Source organism: Sphingobium sp. B11D3B, from assembly GCF_025961735.1.
Classification (GTDB): Bacteria; Pseudomonadota; Alphaproteobacteria; order Sphingomonadales; family Sphingomonadaceae; genus Sphingobium.
The window spans coordinates 575053-593819 of sequence record NZ_JAOQOF010000001.1; the positions used below are offsets into that span (position 1 = coordinate 575053).

An 18767-nucleotide genomic window follows, 5' to 3' on the forward strand; every position below is an offset into this window, starting at 1 on the left:
AATAAAATCCGTATTTAATCATCGGTACCTTCAAAAGGTGCATCTTGGCGAAAGGGATATCTACCATTTTGCCGCGAAAAATTCGGTAAGAAATTGCTCGATTTCAGCCGAAGGCTACCGCTGATGTCAACGATGAGGCACTGCATGCCCGTGGCCGGGTGGTCAGCATCTCAGCAAGAATGATAATACAGATCGGCCATGCACCGGACCTCCGGTTTTGACGCCGATCCGCTAGTTGCGCAGGGTGGCTGCTGCTCATGCGTGCCCACGCAACCACGGCATCTTACTGGCGGCCGAAATAGGGTGTGCGTGTTTCCGTCCACCGTCGTGCCAACGGCAGCGTCGCACGGCTGGACGATCGATTGGGAAAAAAGAGTTTCATATCTTGCGCATAGGTGGCCACAAGAGCCTGTTCCCGCTTGTAGAGGTCTCATCCTATGCTCATGATAACAATGCTGGTCGCTGCGGCGGCCCTACCGCAAGACGTGGTGAGGGCAGATCCTGTCGCCGGCATGCTGCCCGCCGGTATCGGCGAAGATGAGGTCGCGATTGCCGGGATCACGGATAGCGCCGTTCAGAAGTGCGTTCGGTTTTTCGAAGAAGAGCTGGCGCCGGAGGCGGGCATGCGTATCGACCGCAGTGCGATGACGTCCAGCCCGGAGCAAGGGCAAATCTGGCGGGCAGATGCGGTGAGCGTGCAACCGCCCCTGCGCGCGTCGCGGTTTACCTGTACCAAGGACGGCAAATCCATTGAGCCGCTAGGCGCGCCAGAAGCGGAATAGGCCGGCATATGACTATGACTGTGAGGAAAGGACAGCTGTTGAACGGCAAAATTGCTACGTTGCTATGTGGCCTGCTCGCGCTGGCGCCGATGGCGGCACAGGCGCGCTCTTCGCAATGGTGGTTCGTGGCACAGGGCGCAGACCGGGTTCTGTTCGTCGATGTGGGCTCCATCGAGCGTGAGGGCGATATCGTCCGGTATCAGGCCAGCCAGGTGATCCGCGATCCCAATGATCCAGCGGCCCTCATCCGCGCCTATATGGTGACCGACTGCAAGAAGCGCACCGAAAGCTGGGATATGGCGATGCGCTATGACGCTGAGGATCAACGGCTCGACGAGACCGCGGTGCGCTTTCCGACCGAAGCCGTCCTGCCCGACACAATCGGCGATGCGCAATTACAGTTCGTCTGCGCCGCGGATCGCGCGCAGAGCGACGGCTTCCCGCTGCAGATCGACGAAGTCGCTTTTGCCGAGGCCCTGATCGCTGACGCCCAGGCGTCGGAAAGCCCGGCGGCAATCCACGAACGCATGCGCCTTGATCCCAAGGTGCCGGTCATTCGCTCGAAGGCGCCCGGCGTCGAAACCTTCGGCACGCCGCAGATTGCGCTGGCGGGACATGCCGTCGTTCCACCACGGGATTATACCAAGGGTGTGCAGATCCCCATCGTCAGCGATTATGACACGGATGTGGTCGGGCAGATTTACGACATTGCCTATCTGGGCGTGCACAATGGCGAGTTGGTGTTCGAGAAGCGCGGCTACAGCATCGACGACCTCGCTCATGCCGGTTCCGGCCAGCCCATGCGCTTTCCCCGAGCGCAAAAGACAGTTCATATCGGCGACTTCATGATCGACGTGCTTGAGGCTACGCCGCAATCGCTGCGCTTTCGCGCACAGCTCGTCCGAGACGGCGGCGAGGGACAAGGCGGATGACCTCGGCCTTGCGGCCCATGGTCGTCCTCGCGCTGCTAACCGCCTCCGTGGTGCCCCCTGCGCAGGCGCAGGAAGCCACGACAGCAACGCAAGCGCCATCGGAAATGGAGGTGTCACAAGAGGACGCGCTGACCTCCGTGCCGGAGCTTGTCACGCGCTGCGACGGAGAGGATGCGGACAGCTGCGCCGACCTGGGCAAGCGCTACCGAGAAGGCCGGGGTGTCGCACGCGATCTGGTGCAGGCGACGTATTTTGCGGGCAAGGCGTGCAATCTTGGTGACATGGCAAGCTGCACCATGGCCGGCTTCGCTTATGGGCAGGGGCAGGGCGTGGCTCTGTCGATGGACCGAGCCGCTGCTTATTATGCCTATGCTTGCCGGAGCGGCGATGCCACCGGATGCTCGAACCTCGGCCTCGCTTACATTCGCGGGGATGGCGTTGCGAAGGACGACGTCCGCGCCGCTGCTCTGTTCCGGGAAGCCTGCGACAACGGATCGCCCGACGGATGCATGAACCTCGGCGCTGCCTATTCGCTGGGCAAGGGACTGCGCCGGAATCATGCAGAAGCCGCGCGCCTGTTCGGGCAGGGCTGCGACGCGAGCGATGACAAATCATGCTATAACCTCGGCGTTCTCTATCGGGACGGCCTCGGCGTGCCGCGTGACTATGCTCGGGCGACAGAATTGTTCGAGAAGACGTGTCAGACTGGCGACGCGAGCGCTTGCGGCAATCTCGCGATGATGATCCACCGGGGTCAGGGAGTCCGTAAAGACCGGAGCGGCGCGCTCGACATGTTCGACAAGGCGTGCGGGCTCGGGGAGGCGGAAAGCTGCTTCATGCTTGGGAAAGCCAGTCTGGAGGGCCAGCACGGTCGGGATCGCAATCATGCGCGAGCGATCGCCTTGCTGGAGCGATCCCTGAAGCTGGACCCGAAGGCCTCCTTCGCCGGCAAGGCGAGGAAGGCGCTCGCCGATGCACGCGCTGCCGCAAGCGCTTCAAGCGCGGTCGAGGATGGCGGAGAGGAACAGCGCTGAGGTTCGCACCCCGCATTTATCGCGGGTTAGGCCGATTCTGTCAGTGGCCCGTTGCTGACGATCGGTGAGCACCGCACTCACGACCCTCACCGATAAAATTCACTCTCGATTTTTGACAGTGTTTTGAACCCGTCACCGATGTGGCTGCGCATGGCCGTTTCGGCCGCATCGGCCTCTCCGGCCAAAATGAGGCGCAGCATGTTCTGGTGGTCCGCGTTCGCGGTACGCAGGCGCTCCTCGTCGTAGAAACTCTCGAACAACATTCGGTGAATGGGAACATTCAGGCGTTTGAGCAACTCGGCAATAACCGTGTTGCCAGAGCCTTCCACAATGAGGCGATGCCACTCGATATTCAGTCGCCCAAACTTATCCGGCGCCCGATCGTTCACGCATTTGTCGAGTTGCTCCTGGACGATGCACAACTGGTGCTTCTGCTCATCCGAAGCATTTCGTGTGAAGTCGGCGGCGCAGATACCTTCTAAGGCAAGACGCGCCCGATAAATTTGCGCAGCTTCCTCAAGGCTGGTGCTTCGGACGGATGCCCCGCGGAATTCCTCAATCAGCACCAGGCCTTCGCCTTCCAGCCGCTGCAACGCTTCGCGCACCTTCGACCGACTAGCGCCGGTTTGCCGGATGATGTCCACTTCGACCAACCGCTGGCCGGGCACAAAACGGCCTGTGCGAATGCGGTCACGCACCCAGTCGGCGACCTCGACGGCCGAGGGTGCCCGCTTGTCCAACTGCTCGTTCATGTGCGTAGCGTCTAATCTCCTGACAATATTGTCAACAATATTGTCATCTGTTTTTTGATTGCATCCAGCGGGTTGATCGCTGATGAAATTGTCAACAATAGGAGAGCGAGGATGCGGGCGGTTAGATGGATCGGCGCGCTGGCTGCTATTACGGCAGCCGTGCCGGGTCCGGCTAAAGACTATGCAGATGTGCAGCGCAGCTCGCTCTACGTGCCTGTGCGCGACGGGACGAAGCTGGCCGTCAATATCTATCGACCGGCCAGTGACGGCAAGGTGCAAGAAAAGCGCCTTCCGGTCATCTTCGTATTCACGCCCTATCGCGCTCGTTTCAAGGATAAGGACGGCGCGATCAGGGAAGTCGCGCTGGAGCATGGCCTGGCGCTGCGCTCGCTGATTTCCGCCGGTTATGTGGTCGCGGTCGCCGATATTCGCGGCAAGGGCGCATCCTTCGGCGCGCGGCGGGGTTTTCAGGACCGCACCGAGGCGAAAGATGGCCATGATCTGGTCGAGTGGCTGGCAAGTCAGTCCTTTTCCACCGGCAAAGTCGGCATGATCGGATGCTCCTATCTGGGGGGCACAACATTTCACACCGCGACCACTGCGCCCCCGGCGCTCAAGGCGGTTTTCATTGGCGCGTCGGACCTCGATAAATATGCTTTCGTGCGGCGCGGCGGTATCACCGCACAGTTCAACACCCGGCCGGACGAGCCATTGAGCGACGATCTGGCGAGCGTCCCGGTCGATGGCGACGCGGACGGGCAGCAGCTTAAATCAGCCGTTGCCCAGCATGCCCAGAACACGCCGATGGCCGCGCTCTGGTATGGTATGCCCTATCGCGACAGCGTTTCCTCTTTCACTGGAAATCGCTTCTGGGAGGAAGTGGGCGTCTATAATTATCTCGACGCGATCCAGCGGGCGGGCATCGCCACTTATTTTTGGAGCAACTGGCATGACGAGCCAACGGCCCAGTCCATCTTAAGCGCGGCGAACCTCAAGGGATCGAAGTTTCTCGCGGGGCCTGGCAGCCACTGCGTGCCGCCGCCTGGATTCGACTTCACTGGCGAAGTCGTGCGCTATTTCGATCATTATCTCAAAGGCGCGGACAACGGCATCGAGAAAGAGCCGCGTGCGACTTATTGGGTCGAGGGATTGGACGGGAAAGGTGGCTATGCCCGCTCCGACGCGTTGCCGGGTGCCAACGTCACGCCAATGCAGTGGTTCCTGAACGGCGGTCGCAGTGGCACCGCGCGATCGGTGAATGACGGAACGCTCGGTGCAAAGCCGGATCGCGCGGGCGCGGACAAGTTCACGGTGCGCTACGACTTGCCCGGCGCAGACTATTTTGCCTTCTGGGCCAAGCCCATGGACGACAAGGGGCTGAGCTATACCAGCGCCCCGCTGGACAAGCCGCTCAAGCTGATCGGCTATCCGGTCGTGAGCCTGCGCGTCTCGGCGGACAAGCCCGATGCCGATGTTTTCGTCTATCTGGATCAGGTGGCGGCCGACGGAGAGGCGGAGGTCGTGGCCTTCGGCCGGCTGGCACTCGCGCATCGCAAGACTGGCAAGGCACCCTATCACGTCATGGGTCTGCCCTGGCACTCAGGGCGCAAGGCGGATGTAGCACCTCTCCCGGTCGGCCAGCAGGCCAATCTGGCGATCGATCTGACGCCGGTGTCGCGGATCGTGCCGGCTGGCGCCCGTTTGCGCGTCACCATCGCCGGTGCGGACCCCCGCCAGCGCAATCTCAAGGAAATACAACAGACTCCCGCCCCGGTTTTCACGGTCGAGCGGGGCAGCGCGGGCGGCTCCTGGGTCAAATTGCCGGTCGCGAACTGAGACGTCGATTAAACATAAAAGCCGCAGGGGCGGCGAGGGAGGTTGGGATGAGCAAGGATTATAAGGGCGGGATCACTCTAGGAACGGCACTGAAGCTGAGCAGCAGCCTGATGGCACTGGCTCTGCCCGCCATGGCGGTGGCGCAGAACGAGGAGGGGGCAGCGCCGGACATCGTCATCACCGGCAGCCGCGTGCGTGGCGAAGCGCCGGTCGGGTCGACCGTCACCACACTTGGCCGGGCCGAGATGGAGGCCTCGAGCGCGGTCACCGTCGATCGCATGATTAAGGAAATTCCGCAGGTCTTCGACCTCGGCGTCTCGGAAAATTCGCGTGGCCAGTCGGGCGGAAGCGGCAACATCACCTATGGCAACTCGGTGAACCTGCGCGGCATTGGGCCTTATGCGACACTGGTGATGATCGACGGGCACCGCGTGACCAACAACAGCCGTTCGATCGATCCGTCGGTGCTTCCGTCACTGGGTGTCGAGCGGGTCGAGGTGGTCGCCGACGGCGCATCCGCCATCTACGGTTCGGATGCGGTCGCAGGCGTGGTGAATCTTATCCCCCGTCGGTCCCTAGACGGCGGCGAGGTGTTCGCGCGATCGGGCATATCGTCACGGGGCGACTTCCATGAGACGACGCTGGGCGCGGCCCTCGGCAAGGTGTTTGAACGCGGGCAGATCATGGTCGCCTACGAGCATGTCGAGCGCTCGAACCTGAGCGGCGACGATCGCGGCTTCTTTACCAGCAACCAGACGGGCTTCGGCGGCGGGGATTACCGGATCGTGCGGTGCGCCCCGGGCAACATCAATGCGAACGGTACGACCTACGCCATCCCGGCGGGCGGTGTGACGCAGGCGACGGCCGGATCGCTGGCGGCAGGCACGCTCAACAGGTGCGACGAGCTGGACAATCAGGATCTCATTCCGAAGCAGCGCTACGACTCATTCAATAGCACGGGTCGCTTCGACCTGACCGACTGGCTGAGCGTCTTCTATGACGGCTTCTATTCAAAGCGTAATTTTTACCGGAATTCCGCCTATTCCAACGCGCGCCTGACGGTGCCGCAGACGAACGCCTTCTTCGTGCGGCCGGCTGGCTTTAGCGGGACCAGCTACACACTCGACTATAATTTCGGGAACAGCGTGCCGATCAATGACTCGTTCGGTTCTGCGGAAAGCTGGCAAATCACGCCCGGCCTTCGTGCCAAGCTGCCCCATGACTGGGAAGCCGAAGTGCTGTTCGGTTATGGCAAGACCAATGATTTCTCAGGCTCTTATCACGGCATCAACAACGCCGCGCTGAACGCTGCGCTCGCCAGTAGCAACCCCGCGACGGCGTTTGACCCGTACAGCCGTGGTCGCACCAGCGCCGCAGTGCTGGCCGGGATTGCCGACCAGATCTTCCTGGCTCCAACCAATGGCCACCTGAAGACCTATGAAGGTCGCCTCAACGGCTCGCTCTTCGCGCTGCCCGGCGGCGACGTGAAGCTGGCGGCGGGTTATGAGCGGCAGGATTTCAACGTCGCGCTCGGCTCCGCTCGCGGCGGGCCGACGACGCCGATTACATACCGCCATTTCGGCCGCGAGGTGGATTCCTTCTATGGCGAACTCTACATCCCGATCTTTGGGGCGAACAACGCGGTTCCCGGTTTCGAGCGGCTGGAACTCAACGCCGCCGTGCGCCACGACAAGTATAGTGACGTGGGCAGCACCACCAACCCCAAGTTCGGCTTGAACTGGCAGCCGGTGCGCGGTGTCAAGCTGCGCGGCAGCTACGGCACGTCGTTCCGTGCGCCGACTATCCCGGAGATTTACGGCAACTCGAACAACATATTCGGCCAGAGCTACCAGAACCCGGCGGGCGGTGCGCCGCTGCAGGGCTATGCGCTTTCCGGTCCCAATCTGGACCTGAAGCCGGAGACGGCAACCACCTGGTCGGTCGGCTTGGACTTCGAGCCGACATCCAATCTGAGTTTCGGCGTCACCTATTGGGACGTCAAATATGAGAATCAGGTGCTGGCCAACCTCTCCAACCTCACCATCCTGGGTAACGAGGCGCAATATGCCGGCACGGGCATCATCCTGCGCGGATCGGCGGCGGCGGCGCGGGTGCAGCAGTTGCTGAGCCAGGGCGTCGCGCTGGCCGGAGGTTCCTTCCCCGGTGGCGATCCGGCCAATGTGACGCTGTTCGTGGATGGACGCAGCCAGAATCTGGGCGTGTCGATCACGCGCGGGATCGACTTCAGCGGAACCTGGAAAGCGGACGTCGGTGCGGACGACCATCTGCTTTTCAACGTGTCGGGTACCTACCTCACCAAGTATAACATCGCCGTGACGCCAGCCGCGCCGCTGGTCGACCGGCGCAACGTCATCTTCAATCCGCTCAAGTTCAAGGCGCGGGCCAGCATCACCTGGGATCACGGGCCACTGAGCGCGCGTGTTCTGGCCACGCATGTTGGTGGATACACCAACAACCTTTCCAACCCGGTGCAGTCCGTGAAGAGCTATACCCCTGTCGACTTGACGCTGACGTGGCGCATCGGGGATCCACAGGCGACCGGCTTCTTCGAGAAGGGGCTCACGCTCGCGATGGAAGTGCGCAACGTCTTCGATATTGCGCCCCCCTATGTCAATCTGGCGCCCAACGGCAATGGCGGCGGTGGCTATGACGCGACGGCGAGCGATCCCATTGGGAGGCTCTTCGCCGTCAGCGTGCGCAAGTCCTTCTAAGGGAGCGGAGTGCGTGGCGAAGGAGGCGATCTCGATTGTGCTGGCAGGCGATCTGGTTCTGGATGAGCCGGATGGCGCCTATTGGCTGGCTGGGATCGCCCCCGCCCTGCGCGCTGCCGACCTCGCAGTGGGGCATCTGGAAGTGCCCCACACGGCGAGTGTCGTCGAACTGAAGGGAGATGTGCCGGCGCCCGGTGCGCCGCCCGAAAATCTTGCCGCCATCGCGCAGGCAGGGTTCGGGATGCTCAGTCTTGCCGGCAATCACATCGCCGATTGCGGCTCGCAGGGCATTGCCGACACGCTGGCCGGTCTCGATGCGCACGGCGTGCATCACACCGGCGCGGCGCTGACGCTTGCAGCCGCCCGCGCGCCAGCGATCGTGACGCGCGGTGGCCATCGGATCGCGCTGCTGAGCTATAATTGTGTTGGCCCGGAAAACAGTTGGGCCGGTAAGGATACTGCCGGCTGCGCCTTTCTGCGGGTCGATACGGCAGACGGCGCGCCGATTGCGCCGGCGGCTGCGCTCACCACGCTGACCGCAGAGGCCGTCGCGACCTTGCGGGAGGATATCGCGGCCGCGCGCCAGCAGGCGGACATCGTGCTCGTGGCGCTCCACAAGGGTATCGTCCACACACCCGCGCAACTCGCGCCTTACGAACGAGCGGTTTCCCACACTGCGATCGATGCGGGGGCGGACGTCGTCATCGGTCACCATGCGCATATCGTGCGCGGAATCGAATTTTATCGCGGGAAACCGATCTTCCATGGACTTGGCAATGGCTGCGTCGTCACCAGTGCGCTCAGTCCGGCTCAGGATCATCCGGCCCGCGCGGAATGGGTCGATCGGCGGCGCAAGCTTTTCGGTTTCGAGCCGGACCCGGCCTACACGCTCGCGCCCTTTCATCCTGAAGCGGTGAACGCCTTTCTCGGCACCATCCGTCTCCATGGTGGCGGCGCGATGGACGTGGGCATCATTCCTGTCGATGTCGAGGCGCCGGGGCGGCCCGTGCTCGCCTCGCCCGCCCGCGCGGCGGACATCCGGTCCTATGTCGAGCGGATCACGCAAAAGGCGGGGCTGCCTGCCATCACAATAGCGGCCGACGGTCGCGTCGAAGAGGTTGGCGCATGAGTTCTGCCAGGGTTGCCATGGTCTGGATCGGGGGGGGCGCCCTGATCGCGGCCGCGCTGTTGAACCTGCTCGCGGTGATCGGGCGGCATACGGGCCTGCCGCTCAAGGGCGCGATCGAGCTGGTTCAGGTCGCGGTTCTGGTCGCCGGAGCGCTGGCGCTCGTGGCGGCGACGATCGCCCGGAACCATGCCCGCGTGCATCTGATCCTCGATCGGCTGACGGGCATCCGGCGCGACATTGCCGAGCGCACCTGCACGGCGCTCTCGATCGTCTTCTATGCAGGGTTGCTCGCCGGCTCCTGCTGGCTCGCGTTCGATCTCTGGAATAGCCAGGAAGTGAGCGAACTGGTCGGCGTGCCATGGCGCTGGATGCGCGCCTTCCTCAATGCCTCGCTTGTCGTCGTCATTGTCCTGCTGGTCCGCCAGCTCGCGGAGCGCCCCCGCTCATGATGCTCGCCACACCCGAGACAGGCTTTATCGGCCTGCTGATCCTGTTGACCATTCTCATGGCCGGCTTGCCGATCGGCGTGTCGCTCGGCCTTGTCGGCGTAGGCGGCTTGATGATCGTGCTGGGGCCGGAAGCGGCGCTCATCAAGGCGGGCGTCGTCGTGGTCGAGACGCTGACCCGCTACGAGCTGGGGACGCTGCCGCTCTTCATGCTGATGGCGCATCTCTTCTTTTCCGCCAATGCCAGCAGCGACCTGTTCGATGCCGCGGCCAAGATGATCGGTCACCGGCGCGGCGGCCTCGCTTATGCGTCGGTGGGCGGGTGCGCCGGCTTCGGATCGATCAACGGATCGAGCCTGGCGACGGCGGCGACCATCGGCCTCGTCGCCCTGCCGGAAATGCGCCAGCGCGGCTATTCCGACGCCCTGGCGACCGGCACGGTCGCGGCGGGCGGCACACTGGGCCAGATGCTGCCGCCATCCGGCGCGTTGATCGTTTATGGCATCATTGCCGAGCAATCGATCGGCAAGCTGTTCACTGCGACGCTGATCCCGGGCATCTCGCAGATGCTCTTCTATTGCCTGGTCATCTGGCTGCTCTGCCGCTGGAAGCCCTCGATCGCCCCGGCCAGCGCGCGTGCGAGCTGGCCCGAGCGTGGCCGGGCGATGCTCAAGATTGCAGACATGCTGCTGCTGGTCGCCGTGGTGCTGGGCGGCATCGTGCTGGGCTGGTTCAGCCCCTCGGAGGCCTCGTCCATCGGCACGGCTGGCGCGCTGGTCATCACGGCCTGGCGTGGCCGCCTGAATCGGGATGTGCTGTTCCGCGCCTTCTCGGAGACCTTGCGCACTGCCGGCCTTATCTTCCTCGTCATCATCGGGGCGATCACCTTCTCGGTCTTCATCAGCGTCACCGGTCTCACCGAGGCAGTGGGCAGCAGCGTGACGCAGATGGGCCTCGGCACCATCCCCACGCTCCTCGTCGTGGCGGTTCTGCTGCTGCTGCTCGGATCGGTGCTGGATGGCCTTGCGCTGATGCTGCTCACCACGCCGATCCTGCTCCCGATCGTCGAGAGCGTGGGCATGTCGCCCATCTGGTTCGGCATCTTCATCACCCGCGCGATGGAGATCGGCTTCGTCCATCCGCCGCTCGGCATGAACCTCTACGTGATTCAGGGCGTGGCGAAGGATGTGCCGCTCGGCCGCATCTTCCGGGGCGTGATGCCCTTCCTTGCCAGCGATCTCATCCACCTGCTGCTCATCATTCTCTTCCCGGCCATGGTGCTGTGGCTGCCCACCGTATTTGGACAATGACCATGATCGCTTATGTCGGCCCCGATCTGCCGCAAGATTTGCTCGCCGCGACGGGCGCCTGTTCCGGCCCGGTGGCCTGGAATGTCGATCGCGCCATGCCCACTGCCGACCGCTGGCTGGAAAGCAAATTCCCGCTCTGGGCGCGATCTATCGTGCAGGACTGGGCGGACGGGGCTCTGGACAGTCTCGACGCCGTCATCTTCTCCCGGGCGGACGACGCTGCGCAGCGGCTCTATTACTATATCTGCGAGCTCCGCAGACAGGGAAAGGTCAAGGGCCCCGAGCCGCTGATCTTCGACGTCGCGCGGATCGCCCGCTCGAGCAGCGCGGCGCATATGGTGGCCGCTGTCCGCCAGCTTGCCGATCGGCTGGGGCTGGATGCCCCCGCACTGGAGCGTGGGATCGCCGAAACGAACCGGCGTCGCGCATCGGCCAGCGGGATGGCGGGCATGGCTGCGCCTTGTTGCCTGCTGGCTGGCACGCCGCCGCCTGATCGCCGTCTCCATGCCGTCATCGAGGCGGCCCGCTGGTCCGCATGCGGACCGACGCTGGCGGACGCCTGGCAAGATCCGGGCGCGGCCGTTGAGGAGGCGAGCGGCGATCCGATAACTGCTATCGCGCGCCAGCTCCATGCCGCCTCGCAGAGCGGCCGCGCCTTTTTCGATCGCGCATCGGATCTGGTCGACAGGGCGCGGACATTCGGCGCCTCGGCGGTCGTGCTCTGGTTTGCGGAGGAGGATGAGGCGCGCATCTGGCATCTGCCCGCGCAGCGTGAGGCCTTGTCACAGGCCGGCATTCCCCACCTCATCATGACGCGGCGCGGCTGGCGCGGAACTGACGGCGCGGCCGGCGAGATTACGCAATTTCTGAAGGAGCTTTCTGCATGATGCCGTTATCCGGTCATCGCGTCGCCATTCTGGGCGGCATGGCGGATCGGCCACTGGCCCGCTTCCTGGCTTCGATTGGGGCGGAGCTGGGCGGTCCGGTGGAGGGCGCATCGTTCGTCATCGACGATATCGGGCTGGAGGGGTTGGGGGGCATTGCCATCCCGGAAACTGCCGTGCACGTGTCAGTCACCAGCTTCGGCTCGGGTGGTCCACGGTCGCAATGGAAAGGCGGCGAGCTGGTGGCGTCTGCCATGGGAGGTGCCCTCCGCGTCACCGGCGAGCCGGATCTGGCACCGGTGAAGGAAGCGGGGGATGCCTGCACCTTCCACGCGGATATGGTGGCTGGGGCCGGGGCAATGGCCGCTCATTATTCGCGCGGCACGCACGGAAAGGGGCAACATGTCGATGTCTCGATCCAGCAGGTGGCCTTCAGTCGCAATTTCAACGGAGTGCTGTGCTGGCAGTTCGACCGGCGCAAGCTCACGCGTGTGGGCGGTGCGCTCGCTTATGGCAAAGCGACCGTGCGGGCCATCTGGCGGCTGGCGGACGGCTGGTGCTTCCACTCGCTGATGACCGGGCGGCTCGGCGCGCCCGCCAATCAGGCCCTCTCGGACTGGATGGATGAAGTCGGTGTCCCCAATCCGCTGCACGGCACGGACTGGCTGAGCTACAATCGCTCTACGCTGCCGGCCGACACGCGGGCGCTGTGGGAAGCGGCGATCGCCGCCTTCTTCCTCTCGCGCACCAAGTATGAGATCGCGACCGAAGGGCTGAGGCGCGGCATCAATGCCTGCGTGGCGAACGAGCCGGGCGATGTGCTGGCCGATCCGCATCTGGCGGCGCGCCACTTCTTCGATACGCCTTCGGGCCTGCCGGAGCGCTTCGCGACGATCCGCAAGGGCGCTGCCATTGCCGCGCCCGCAATCCACACCGGCGAGCGGCCGGGGCCGCTGGCGGGCGTTCGGGTGCTGGATTTCGCCTGGGCTCTGGTCGGATCGATCACGACCAAGACGCTCGGCGATCTTGGCGCGGAGATCGTGAAGATCGAGAGCCGCACGCGGCCTGATCTTGCCCGTCTCGACGTGCAGGTTTCCGCGTCCAGCCCAGGCAATTGGGACGACAAGCCCTGGTTCGCGCATCTCAACAGCTCCAAACGTAGCCTCTCGCTGAACATGAAGAAACCGGAGGCGCGTGAACTCATCGATCCGCTGATCGACTGGGCCGATGTGGTGGTCGAGAATTTCTCCCCCGGCACGATGAAGAAGCTTGGCCTCGATTATGATGCACTGGCAGCGCGCAACCCGGGCATCGTCATGGTGTCGGGCAGCGTGTTCGGCCAGACCGGTCCGCTGGCGCAGGAATGGGGTGTCGACGGGACCGGTGGCGCACTCTCGGGACGGACCTTCCTCACCGGCTATCCGGACCGCGATCCCGTCATCCCCGGCGCGGTGCCCTATGGCGACGTCATCGTGCCTTTCGTCATGGCAGGATCAGTGGCGGCGGCGCTGCAGCATCGCCGCGAAACCGGGCTTGGTTGTCATATCGATGCCTCGATGTACGAGATCTGCGTGCAACAGATGCGGGACTATCTGGCGGCGGCGCGGCGCGGCGAGCGCCCGCAGCGCTCGGGCAATGCGGATCCCGCTGTCTTCTTTCAGGATGTCTTCCAGGCGCAGGGCGAGGATCGATGGGTGGCGATCAGCCTGAGGGACGAAGCAGAGCTTGCCAGACTCCACGCCATTGCCGGCGGCGACGTCGCGGCGTGGGTCGCGCAACGCGCCGACCATGCCATTATGGCCGAGCTTCAGGCTGCCGGCATCGCCTGCGGTGTGGTGCAGGATTGTGAAGACATGATCGATCACGATCCGCAACTTGCCGGGCGCGGCGCGTTGGTGACGCTTGACCATCCGCTGCTCGGGCCGTTCGGCCACATCGCAACGCCGATCAAATTTTCGCATGATCGCTTGGAGCCGTTCCGCGCGCCGCGCATGGGCGAGCATGCTCACACCATCGCCCGCGACATCTGCGGCCTCTCGGAGGCCCGCATCGCAGAGCTCGACGCTGCAGGAGTTTTTGAATGAGCCAGGATGTCACGACGCGGGCAACAGGGCAGCGCAGCCGCAAGGATCTGGCCTGCACGGCAGCAGCCAGCGCCTATCAGAAGCAGTTCGGTGCGGATCTGCGGCGACGGGTCGTGGATGAGGGCGAGCCTTTTGCTATCGTGCAGGCCGACACGCCGCACGAAATCTTCCACGTGATGGATATTCCGATCATCACCAACCAGTGGTGGTCGGCCTATATTTCGGCAAAGCAGCTCTCGAACCAGTATTTTGAGGTAATGGCCCGGCATGGCTATCCCGAGAATAGCTGCAAATATTGCTCGCTGGGCCTCGCCTGCACGCTCGCTAACGATCCTAAGACCGCCCCTTGGGGAGGCCTGCCCACGCCGACCGTGCTGGTGGCGCGGCTGACCTGCGACTGCATCCAGCATGTCTTCGGCCAATGGGCGCAGGCGCTGGGCAGCGAATTTTTTGCGATGGAGGCGCCGGCATGGGAGCACAAGGACCCGCGCTGGTTCGAGCATAGCCGGGGCGACTGGCGCCAGGTCTACGATGCCGATCGTATCGCGCTGATGGTCGCGGAGATGCGTGATCTGATCGCCCTGCTGGAGAACCGCACCGGGCGAAAGTTCGACGAGGCGAAGCTCCACTATCTGATGGAGCGGATCAACGAGCAGGAGGGCTATATCTGGGAGGCGGCGCAGGCCATCGGCCGGGCGCGGCCTTGCCCCGTGTCGATCGCCGAGCAGATGCCCAACACGATGATCCCGCAATGGCATCGCGGATCGGATTGGGCGGTCGCCCATGCCAAACGTTTCCGCGATGAGGTGATGGAGCGCATCGCAAATGGTACTGGCTCTGCCAGCAACGAGAAGGTCCGCCTCATGTGGATCGGCGCGGGTGTGTGGCACGACCCCGGCTTCTATCAGGCCCTGGAGGAACGGCTCGGCGCAGTCTTCGTCTGGTCGATGTATATGCCGTTCGCCGGGCCGCAATATATCCGTGAACTGCAGGGCGAGCCAATGGATGCGCTGGCCAGCCGTATCTGCTCCATGAATGAAGTGCTACACCTGCCGCCTTGGATGAACGGCTGGATGACCAGCGAGGCGGAGCGCTGCGGCATCGACGCCTGCGTTGTGTTGCTCCCGCCGGACAACCGCCTCTCGCAATCGGGCACAAAGCTGACCGCGCTGTCGCTGGAGGCAGCAGGCGTGCCGGTGCTGACCATTGATGCCGACATGGTGGATGCCAAGAACTGGGACCATGACAGGATGGTAGCGACGGTGGCCAGCTTCCTCGCTGAGCGGGGGCTTGCATGAGGCTGCGGGCGTTCCTGCCTTCGCTACTGCTGCTGCTGACGTCCTGCGCCCGGCCCGTGCCGCAGGATGTGACGGAACTCACTTATGCGACGCCCTACAGCCCCAATCATCCGTTCAGCAAAGCGGATCAGGCGTGGATGGCGTTTGTCGAGCAGCGCTCGCACGGCCGCATCCGCATCCGGCCGAGCTGGTCCGGGGCGCTGCTTTCGTCCGACATGTCGATGGAGGAACTGCGCCACGGTGTCGCGGATGTGGGGCTCATCACGCCCATCTACGCGCGCGGCGGCGCCCATCTTATCCGCATCCAGACGGGTTTCTACAGCGGTGCGGACAGCATTGAATCCCAACTTGCGCTCTATCGTTGCATCGCGGCGGCGAACCCCGAGATCGGCCACGAGCTGGAAGGGCTCAAGGTGCTGGCGGTGCAGGGCGGATCGCTCGCCGGCGTCGTCACCACCAGCAGGCAGGTGAACTCCTTGGCCGATCTGCGCGGCCTGCGTCTGCGCGCGCCGACGGAGCTGCTGAGCGTGCTCGAATCCCTCGGCGCCGATCCGGTGAACATGCCGATGGCTGACGTCTATTCGGCCATGGCGAAGGGTGTGATCGATGGCGTCATCGCACCTGGCGACACGTTCAAGTCGCTCCATTTCGCCGAGGTCGCCCGCCACTATAACAACCTCGCTATTCCACGCGGCGCCTATCCTGCTCGGGCGATGGGGATGGAGCGCTGGAATCGGCTGAGTGCGCAGGATCGGGCTATCCTCGAGGAGTCGCAAGCGGTCTGGGAAGCAGCGCTCGCGCGCGAGATCTATGCTGCGCTTGAAAAGGGACTGGAAGAAGCGCGCGCCCAGCATGTGACGATCAATGGCGTGTCGCGTCAGGAGCAGGCGCGGTTTGATGCGCTCTATCTGCGCGACTCGGAGGGCAATGCCCGCGACCTGTCCCGCTTCGGCATTGATGGTCTCAGGGCGTTCCGCACCGCACGCGCTTCCGTGCAGGGTCGCGACAAAATCCAGTGTGGAGGAAATCAATGAAGCACGTCGCGCCGCTGCTCTGTGCTTTGGCTGCCATCCTGCAGGCCCCTTCCGCATCGGCCCAGATACCTTCTGGCATCATCGGAGCTCCCGGCGGAACAGGCGATCTGCCCGCGATTGCGGAAGGGCGAGCGGATGCGCCCGGCTACACCATCTATCGCCCGGCGAAGCTGCCACAAAGACGCCTGCCGTTGGTGCTGTGGGGTAATGGTGGCTGCCGCAATGACGGGCTGTCGGCCAGTGGCTTCCTGCGCGAGATCGCCAGCCATGGCTACATCGTCATCGCCAATGGGGCTCCGAAAGGGGAGAGGCCCTCGACGGAACCGGCTGCTGGAAACCAGCGGGGACCCGAGCCGCCCATTCCGCCACCCGCAACCGCGGACGAAACCTCAGTGGACCAGCTCCTCGCTGCAATCGACTGGGTGAAGGGTAGCCCCTACGGACGCGACGTCGATACCAAGCAGGTTGCCGTGATGGGACATAGTTGCGGTGGCCTGCAGGCGCTTGCCGCCGCTGCCGATCCGCGCATTCGCACGGCCGTCATCTTCAACAGCGGCGTGTATAACCGGCCAGGCAATGGCCTTAGCCGCGTCTCGATCGCCAAGGACGATCTGCGCAAGCTGCATACACCGGTCGCCTACATCTTGGGCGGACCGACCGACATCGCCTATCCCAACGGCAATGACGATGTGGGCCGCATTGATCATGTGCCCGTCTTCTACGCCAACAAGAATACGGGCCATGGCGGAACGTTCGGCGCGGCGAACGGCGGGGACTATGGCCGGATCGCGGTGGCGTGGCTCGACTGGCAACTCAAGCGTGACCCGAAGGCGGGTCAACTCTTCACGGGGGCGTCCTGCGGCCTTTGCAAAGACCCCGCATGGACGCTCGTTCGCAAACAATTTCCGGAAAAACCATGACCCAACCGCTTGCGGGCATCCGCATCGCCGATTTCAGCCATGTGATGGCCGGGCCTTATGCGTCGCACCTGTTGCGGCTGATGGGCGCCGACGTCATCAAGATCGAGTCGCCCAAGGGGGACAATTTCCGCAGTTACGGATCGGATCCGCGCTTTGAAGGTCTCTCACCTGCATTCATTGCGGCCAATGCAGGGAAGAAGTCGATCATGCTGGATCTCAAGGATCCCGCCGACCTCGACATCGCCCACGCGATCGTGGCGCGGTGTGATGTGATGCTCGAGAACTTCCGGCCCGGCGTTATCACACGTCTTGGCCTCGGCTACGAAGCGGTGCGAGAACTGCGGCCGGATATCATCTTTTGCTCGGTGTCCGGCTATGGGCAGGACAGTGCTCAGCGCGACTGGCCGGCCATCGACAATATCGTGCAGGCGACGAGCGGCATGATGATGCTGAGCGGTGAAGAGGGTGACCCGCCGGTGCGCGTCGGCTTTCCCATTGTCGATACGCTGACCGGCCAGACCGCGGCACTTGCCATCCTGTCCGCACTGGTGCGGCGACTGCAGGGTGGCGGCGGCAGTTATATCGATGTGTCGATGTTCGATGCCAGCCTGGCCTTCATGACGTCGGCCGTGACGCCCTATCTGCTGACCGGGCAAGCGATGTCCCGCATGGGCAATACCGGCTATAGCGGCCTGCCCACCGCTTCGTTGTTCACAGCCAGGGACGGGCGGCAGATTTCGCTCGGCGTCGTGCAGCCCAACCAGTTTGCCGCGCTTGCCCGGTTCACCGGACGAGAGGACTGGCTGACTGATCCGCTGTTCGCCACGCCAGAAGCACGGCGGGCCAATTTCGACGCCATGAAGGCGGAACTGGAGAGGGTGTTCGCCACAAGGGATGCGGCCGCCTGGGAAGCAGGATTGAGCGAAGCTGGCATCCCTTGCGGGATGGTGCGCCGGGTCGATGAAGCGGCCGAACTGGCGCGTCCGGATGCGCTTGTATCCTTCGATATCCCCGAGGGACCTCTTACGGGACCAGTGCGCTACCCCGGTGCCGGCTTCCGCCTTACACCCGGTCTTCAAGTCGGCGAAGTCCCGCCTCGCCTCGATGAAAATCGGGCCGAGATTCTTGATTGGCTCAACCGGTCGGAACCAGGCCACTAGGCGACATGGACACACGCTTGTCACGAAGGCTGTCAGCAACCGCGACAAGAACTACGCGGCCGCAAAGGTCGCTTGGCGGACGGAGCAACTGCAGAATAATATCGCTCCGTGTCTCAACGCGCTCGACTGTCCGATCGCAAGAAGAGCGTCATTGCAGAGCCGAAGACGAAGCGATTGATAGAGAAGATGCCCGGTTGCGTGTGCAGATGCGCGATCGTGCGGCACGTGAGGATGAAGTTCGGAATGCGCCGGGCCAAGGGCAAGAAAAGTGTCGCGAAAATTGCTTTAGACACATCATTTCTGACCGGGCTCGCTGCGCTGGTTTCCAGCCGTGCATATCTCGTTCGGGCGCTGCGGCGATCCGCACATGAGATGGGGTATTGGACGGCAAAGTCGTGTCGCACCTCGCGGATGGGTAATAGGCAGCGGTTGAT

General features: G+C 63.6%; 15 protein-coding genes. 14 read left to right on the plus strand and 1 reads right to left on the minus strand.

Annotated elements, in window-relative coordinates; translation table 11 throughout:
* Positions 1–512: 512 nt before the first annotated feature.
* The 3 genes from M2333_RS02785 to M2333_RS02795 are packed head-to-tail and all read left to right on the plus strand — an operon-like array spanning position 513 to position 2748.
* Positions 513–782 (plus strand): hypothetical protein, encoded by a 270-nt coding sequence (locus tag M2333_RS02785; RefSeq protein ID WP_264610777.1) that lies wholly within the window; start codon positions 513–515, stop codon positions 780–782.
* 38 nt (positions 783–820) lie between these two features.
* On the plus strand, positions 821–1714 hold the full coding sequence (locus tag M2333_RS02790; protein WP_264610778.1) for a hypothetical protein: 894 nt from the start codon (positions 821–823) through the stop codon (positions 1712–1714).
* Positions 1711–2748, plus strand: a complete 1038-nt coding sequence (locus M2333_RS02795) for a tetratricopeptide repeat protein (RefSeq protein ID WP_264610779.1) — start codon at positions 1711–1713, stop codon at positions 2746–2748. Before M2333_RS02790 ends, M2333_RS02795 begins: the two co-directional genes overlap by 4 nt.
* An 86-nt stretch (positions 2749–2834) precedes the next feature.
* Here M2333_RS02795 and M2333_RS02800 read toward each other — a convergent pair whose 3' ends face one another.
* Positions 2835–3500 (minus strand): GntR family transcriptional regulator, encoded by a 666-nt coding sequence (locus tag M2333_RS02800; RefSeq protein ID WP_264571406.1) that lies wholly within the window; start codon positions 3498–3500, stop codon positions 2835–2837.
* A 111-nt stretch (positions 3501–3611) separates the two neighbouring features.
* Between M2333_RS02800 and M2333_RS02805 the strand changes: the two genes are divergently transcribed.
* Genes M2333_RS02805 through M2333_RS02855 form a run of 11 tightly spaced genes read left to right on the plus strand, consistent with a single transcriptional unit; the run spans position 3612 to position 18333 of the window.
* Positions 3612–5336 carry a CocE/NonD family hydrolase gene (locus M2333_RS02805; RefSeq protein WP_264610780.1) on the plus strand — a complete coding sequence of 575 codons (1725 nt, stop codon included), beginning with the start codon at positions 3612–3614 and terminating at the stop codon, positions 5334–5336.
* Positions 5337–5383: 47 nt separating this feature from the next.
* A complete protein-coding gene (locus M2333_RS02810; protein WP_264610781.1) occupies positions 5384–8068 on the plus strand; it encodes a TonB-dependent receptor domain-containing protein in 2685 nt (894 codons plus the stop codon).
* A gap of 13 nt (positions 8069–8081) precedes the next feature.
* Positions 8082–9197 carry a CapA family protein gene (locus M2333_RS02815; protein WP_264610782.1) on the plus strand — a complete coding sequence of 372 codons (1116 nt, stop codon included), beginning with the start codon at positions 8082–8084 and terminating at the stop codon, positions 9195–9197.
* Complete coding sequence (locus M2333_RS02820) at positions 9194–9646, plus strand: TRAP transporter small permease subunit (RefSeq protein ID WP_264610783.1); 453 nt, start codon at positions 9194–9196, stop codon at positions 9644–9646. The genes M2333_RS02815 and M2333_RS02820 overlap by 4 nt, the downstream gene beginning before the upstream one ends.
* Positions 9643–10953: a TRAP transporter large permease gene (locus M2333_RS02825; protein ID WP_264610784.1), complete on the plus strand. Its 1311-nt coding sequence runs from the start codon at positions 9643–9645 to the stop codon at positions 10951–10953. The genes M2333_RS02820 and M2333_RS02825 overlap by 4 nt, the downstream gene beginning before the upstream one ends.
* Positions 10950–11840 carry a hypothetical protein gene (locus M2333_RS02830; protein WP_264610785.1) on the plus strand — a complete coding sequence of 297 codons (891 nt, stop codon included), beginning with the start codon at positions 10950–10952 and terminating at the stop codon, positions 11838–11840. Before M2333_RS02825 ends, M2333_RS02830 begins: the two co-directional genes overlap by 4 nt.
* Positions 11837–13921, plus strand: a complete 2085-nt coding sequence (locus tag M2333_RS02835) for a CaiB/BaiF CoA-transferase family protein (protein WP_264610786.1) — start codon at positions 11837–11839, stop codon at positions 13919–13921. Before M2333_RS02830 ends, M2333_RS02835 begins: the two co-directional genes overlap by 4 nt.
* Positions 13918–15219: a 2-hydroxyacyl-CoA dehydratase subunit D gene (locus tag M2333_RS02840; RefSeq protein ID WP_181560752.1), complete on the plus strand. Its 1302-nt coding sequence runs from the start codon at positions 13918–13920 to the stop codon at positions 15217–15219. Before M2333_RS02835 ends, M2333_RS02840 begins: the two co-directional genes overlap by 4 nt.
* Complete coding sequence (gene dctP / locus M2333_RS02845; protein ID WP_264610787.1) at positions 15216–16253, plus strand: TRAP transporter substrate-binding protein DctP; 1038 nt, start codon at positions 15216–15218, stop codon at positions 16251–16253. Before M2333_RS02840 ends, dctP begins: the two co-directional genes overlap by 4 nt.
* Entirely contained in the window at positions 16250–17173 is a 924-nt protein-coding gene (locus tag M2333_RS02850; RefSeq protein ID WP_264610788.1) for an alpha/beta hydrolase family protein, read from the plus strand. Before dctP ends, M2333_RS02850 begins: the two co-directional genes overlap by 4 nt.
* Positions 17170–18333 (plus strand): CaiB/BaiF CoA transferase family protein, encoded by a 1164-nt coding sequence (locus M2333_RS02855; protein WP_264587514.1) that lies wholly within the window; start codon positions 17170–17172, stop codon positions 18331–18333. The genes M2333_RS02850 and M2333_RS02855 overlap by 4 nt, the downstream gene beginning before the upstream one ends.
* Positions 18334–18767 lie beyond the last annotated feature (434 nt).

Coding starts and splice junctions, on each gene's coding strand:
- M2333_RS02785 (WP_264610777.1), top strand. CDS start 513: ATGCTGCCCGCCGGTATCGGCGAAGATGAGGTCGCGATTGCCGGGATC.
- M2333_RS02795 (WP_264610779.1), top strand. CDS start 1,711: ATGACCTCGGCCTTGCGGCCCATGGTCGTCCTCGCGCTGCTAACCGCC.
- M2333_RS02800 (WP_264571406.1), bottom strand. CDS start 3,500: ATGAACGAGCAGTTGGACAAGCGGGCACCCTCGGCCGTCGAGGTCGCC.
- M2333_RS02805 (WP_264610780.1), top strand. CDS start 3,612: ATGCGGGCGGTTAGATGGATCGGCGCGCTGGCTGCTATTACGGCAGCC.
- M2333_RS02810 (WP_264610781.1), top strand. CDS start 5,384: ATGAGCAAGGATTATAAGGGCGGGATCACTCTAGGAACGGCACTGAAG.
- M2333_RS02820 (WP_264610783.1), top strand. CDS start 9,194: ATGAGTTCTGCCAGGGTTGCCATGGTCTGGATCGGGGGGGGCGCCCTG.
- M2333_RS02825 (WP_264610784.1), top strand. CDS start 9,643: ATGATGCTCGCCACACCCGAGACAGGCTTTATCGGCCTGCTGATCCTG.
- M2333_RS02830 (WP_264610785.1), top strand. CDS start 10,950: ATGACCATGATCGCTTATGTCGGCCCCGATCTGCCGCAAGATTTGCTC.
- M2333_RS02835 (WP_264610786.1), top strand. CDS start 11,837: ATGATGCCGTTATCCGGTCATCGCGTCGCCATTCTGGGCGGCATGGCG.
- M2333_RS02840 (WP_181560752.1), top strand. CDS start 13,918: ATGAGCCAGGATGTCACGACGCGGGCAACAGGGCAGCGCAGCCGCAAG.
- dctP (WP_264610787.1), top strand. CDS start 15,216: ATGAGGCTGCGGGCGTTCCTGCCTTCGCTACTGCTGCTGCTGACGTCC.
- M2333_RS02850 (WP_264610788.1), top strand. CDS start 16,250: ATGAAGCACGTCGCGCCGCTGCTCTGTGCTTTGGCTGCCATCCTGCAG.
- M2333_RS02855 (WP_264587514.1), top strand. CDS start 17,170: ATGACCCAACCGCTTGCGGGCATCCGCATCGCCGATTTCAGCCATGTG.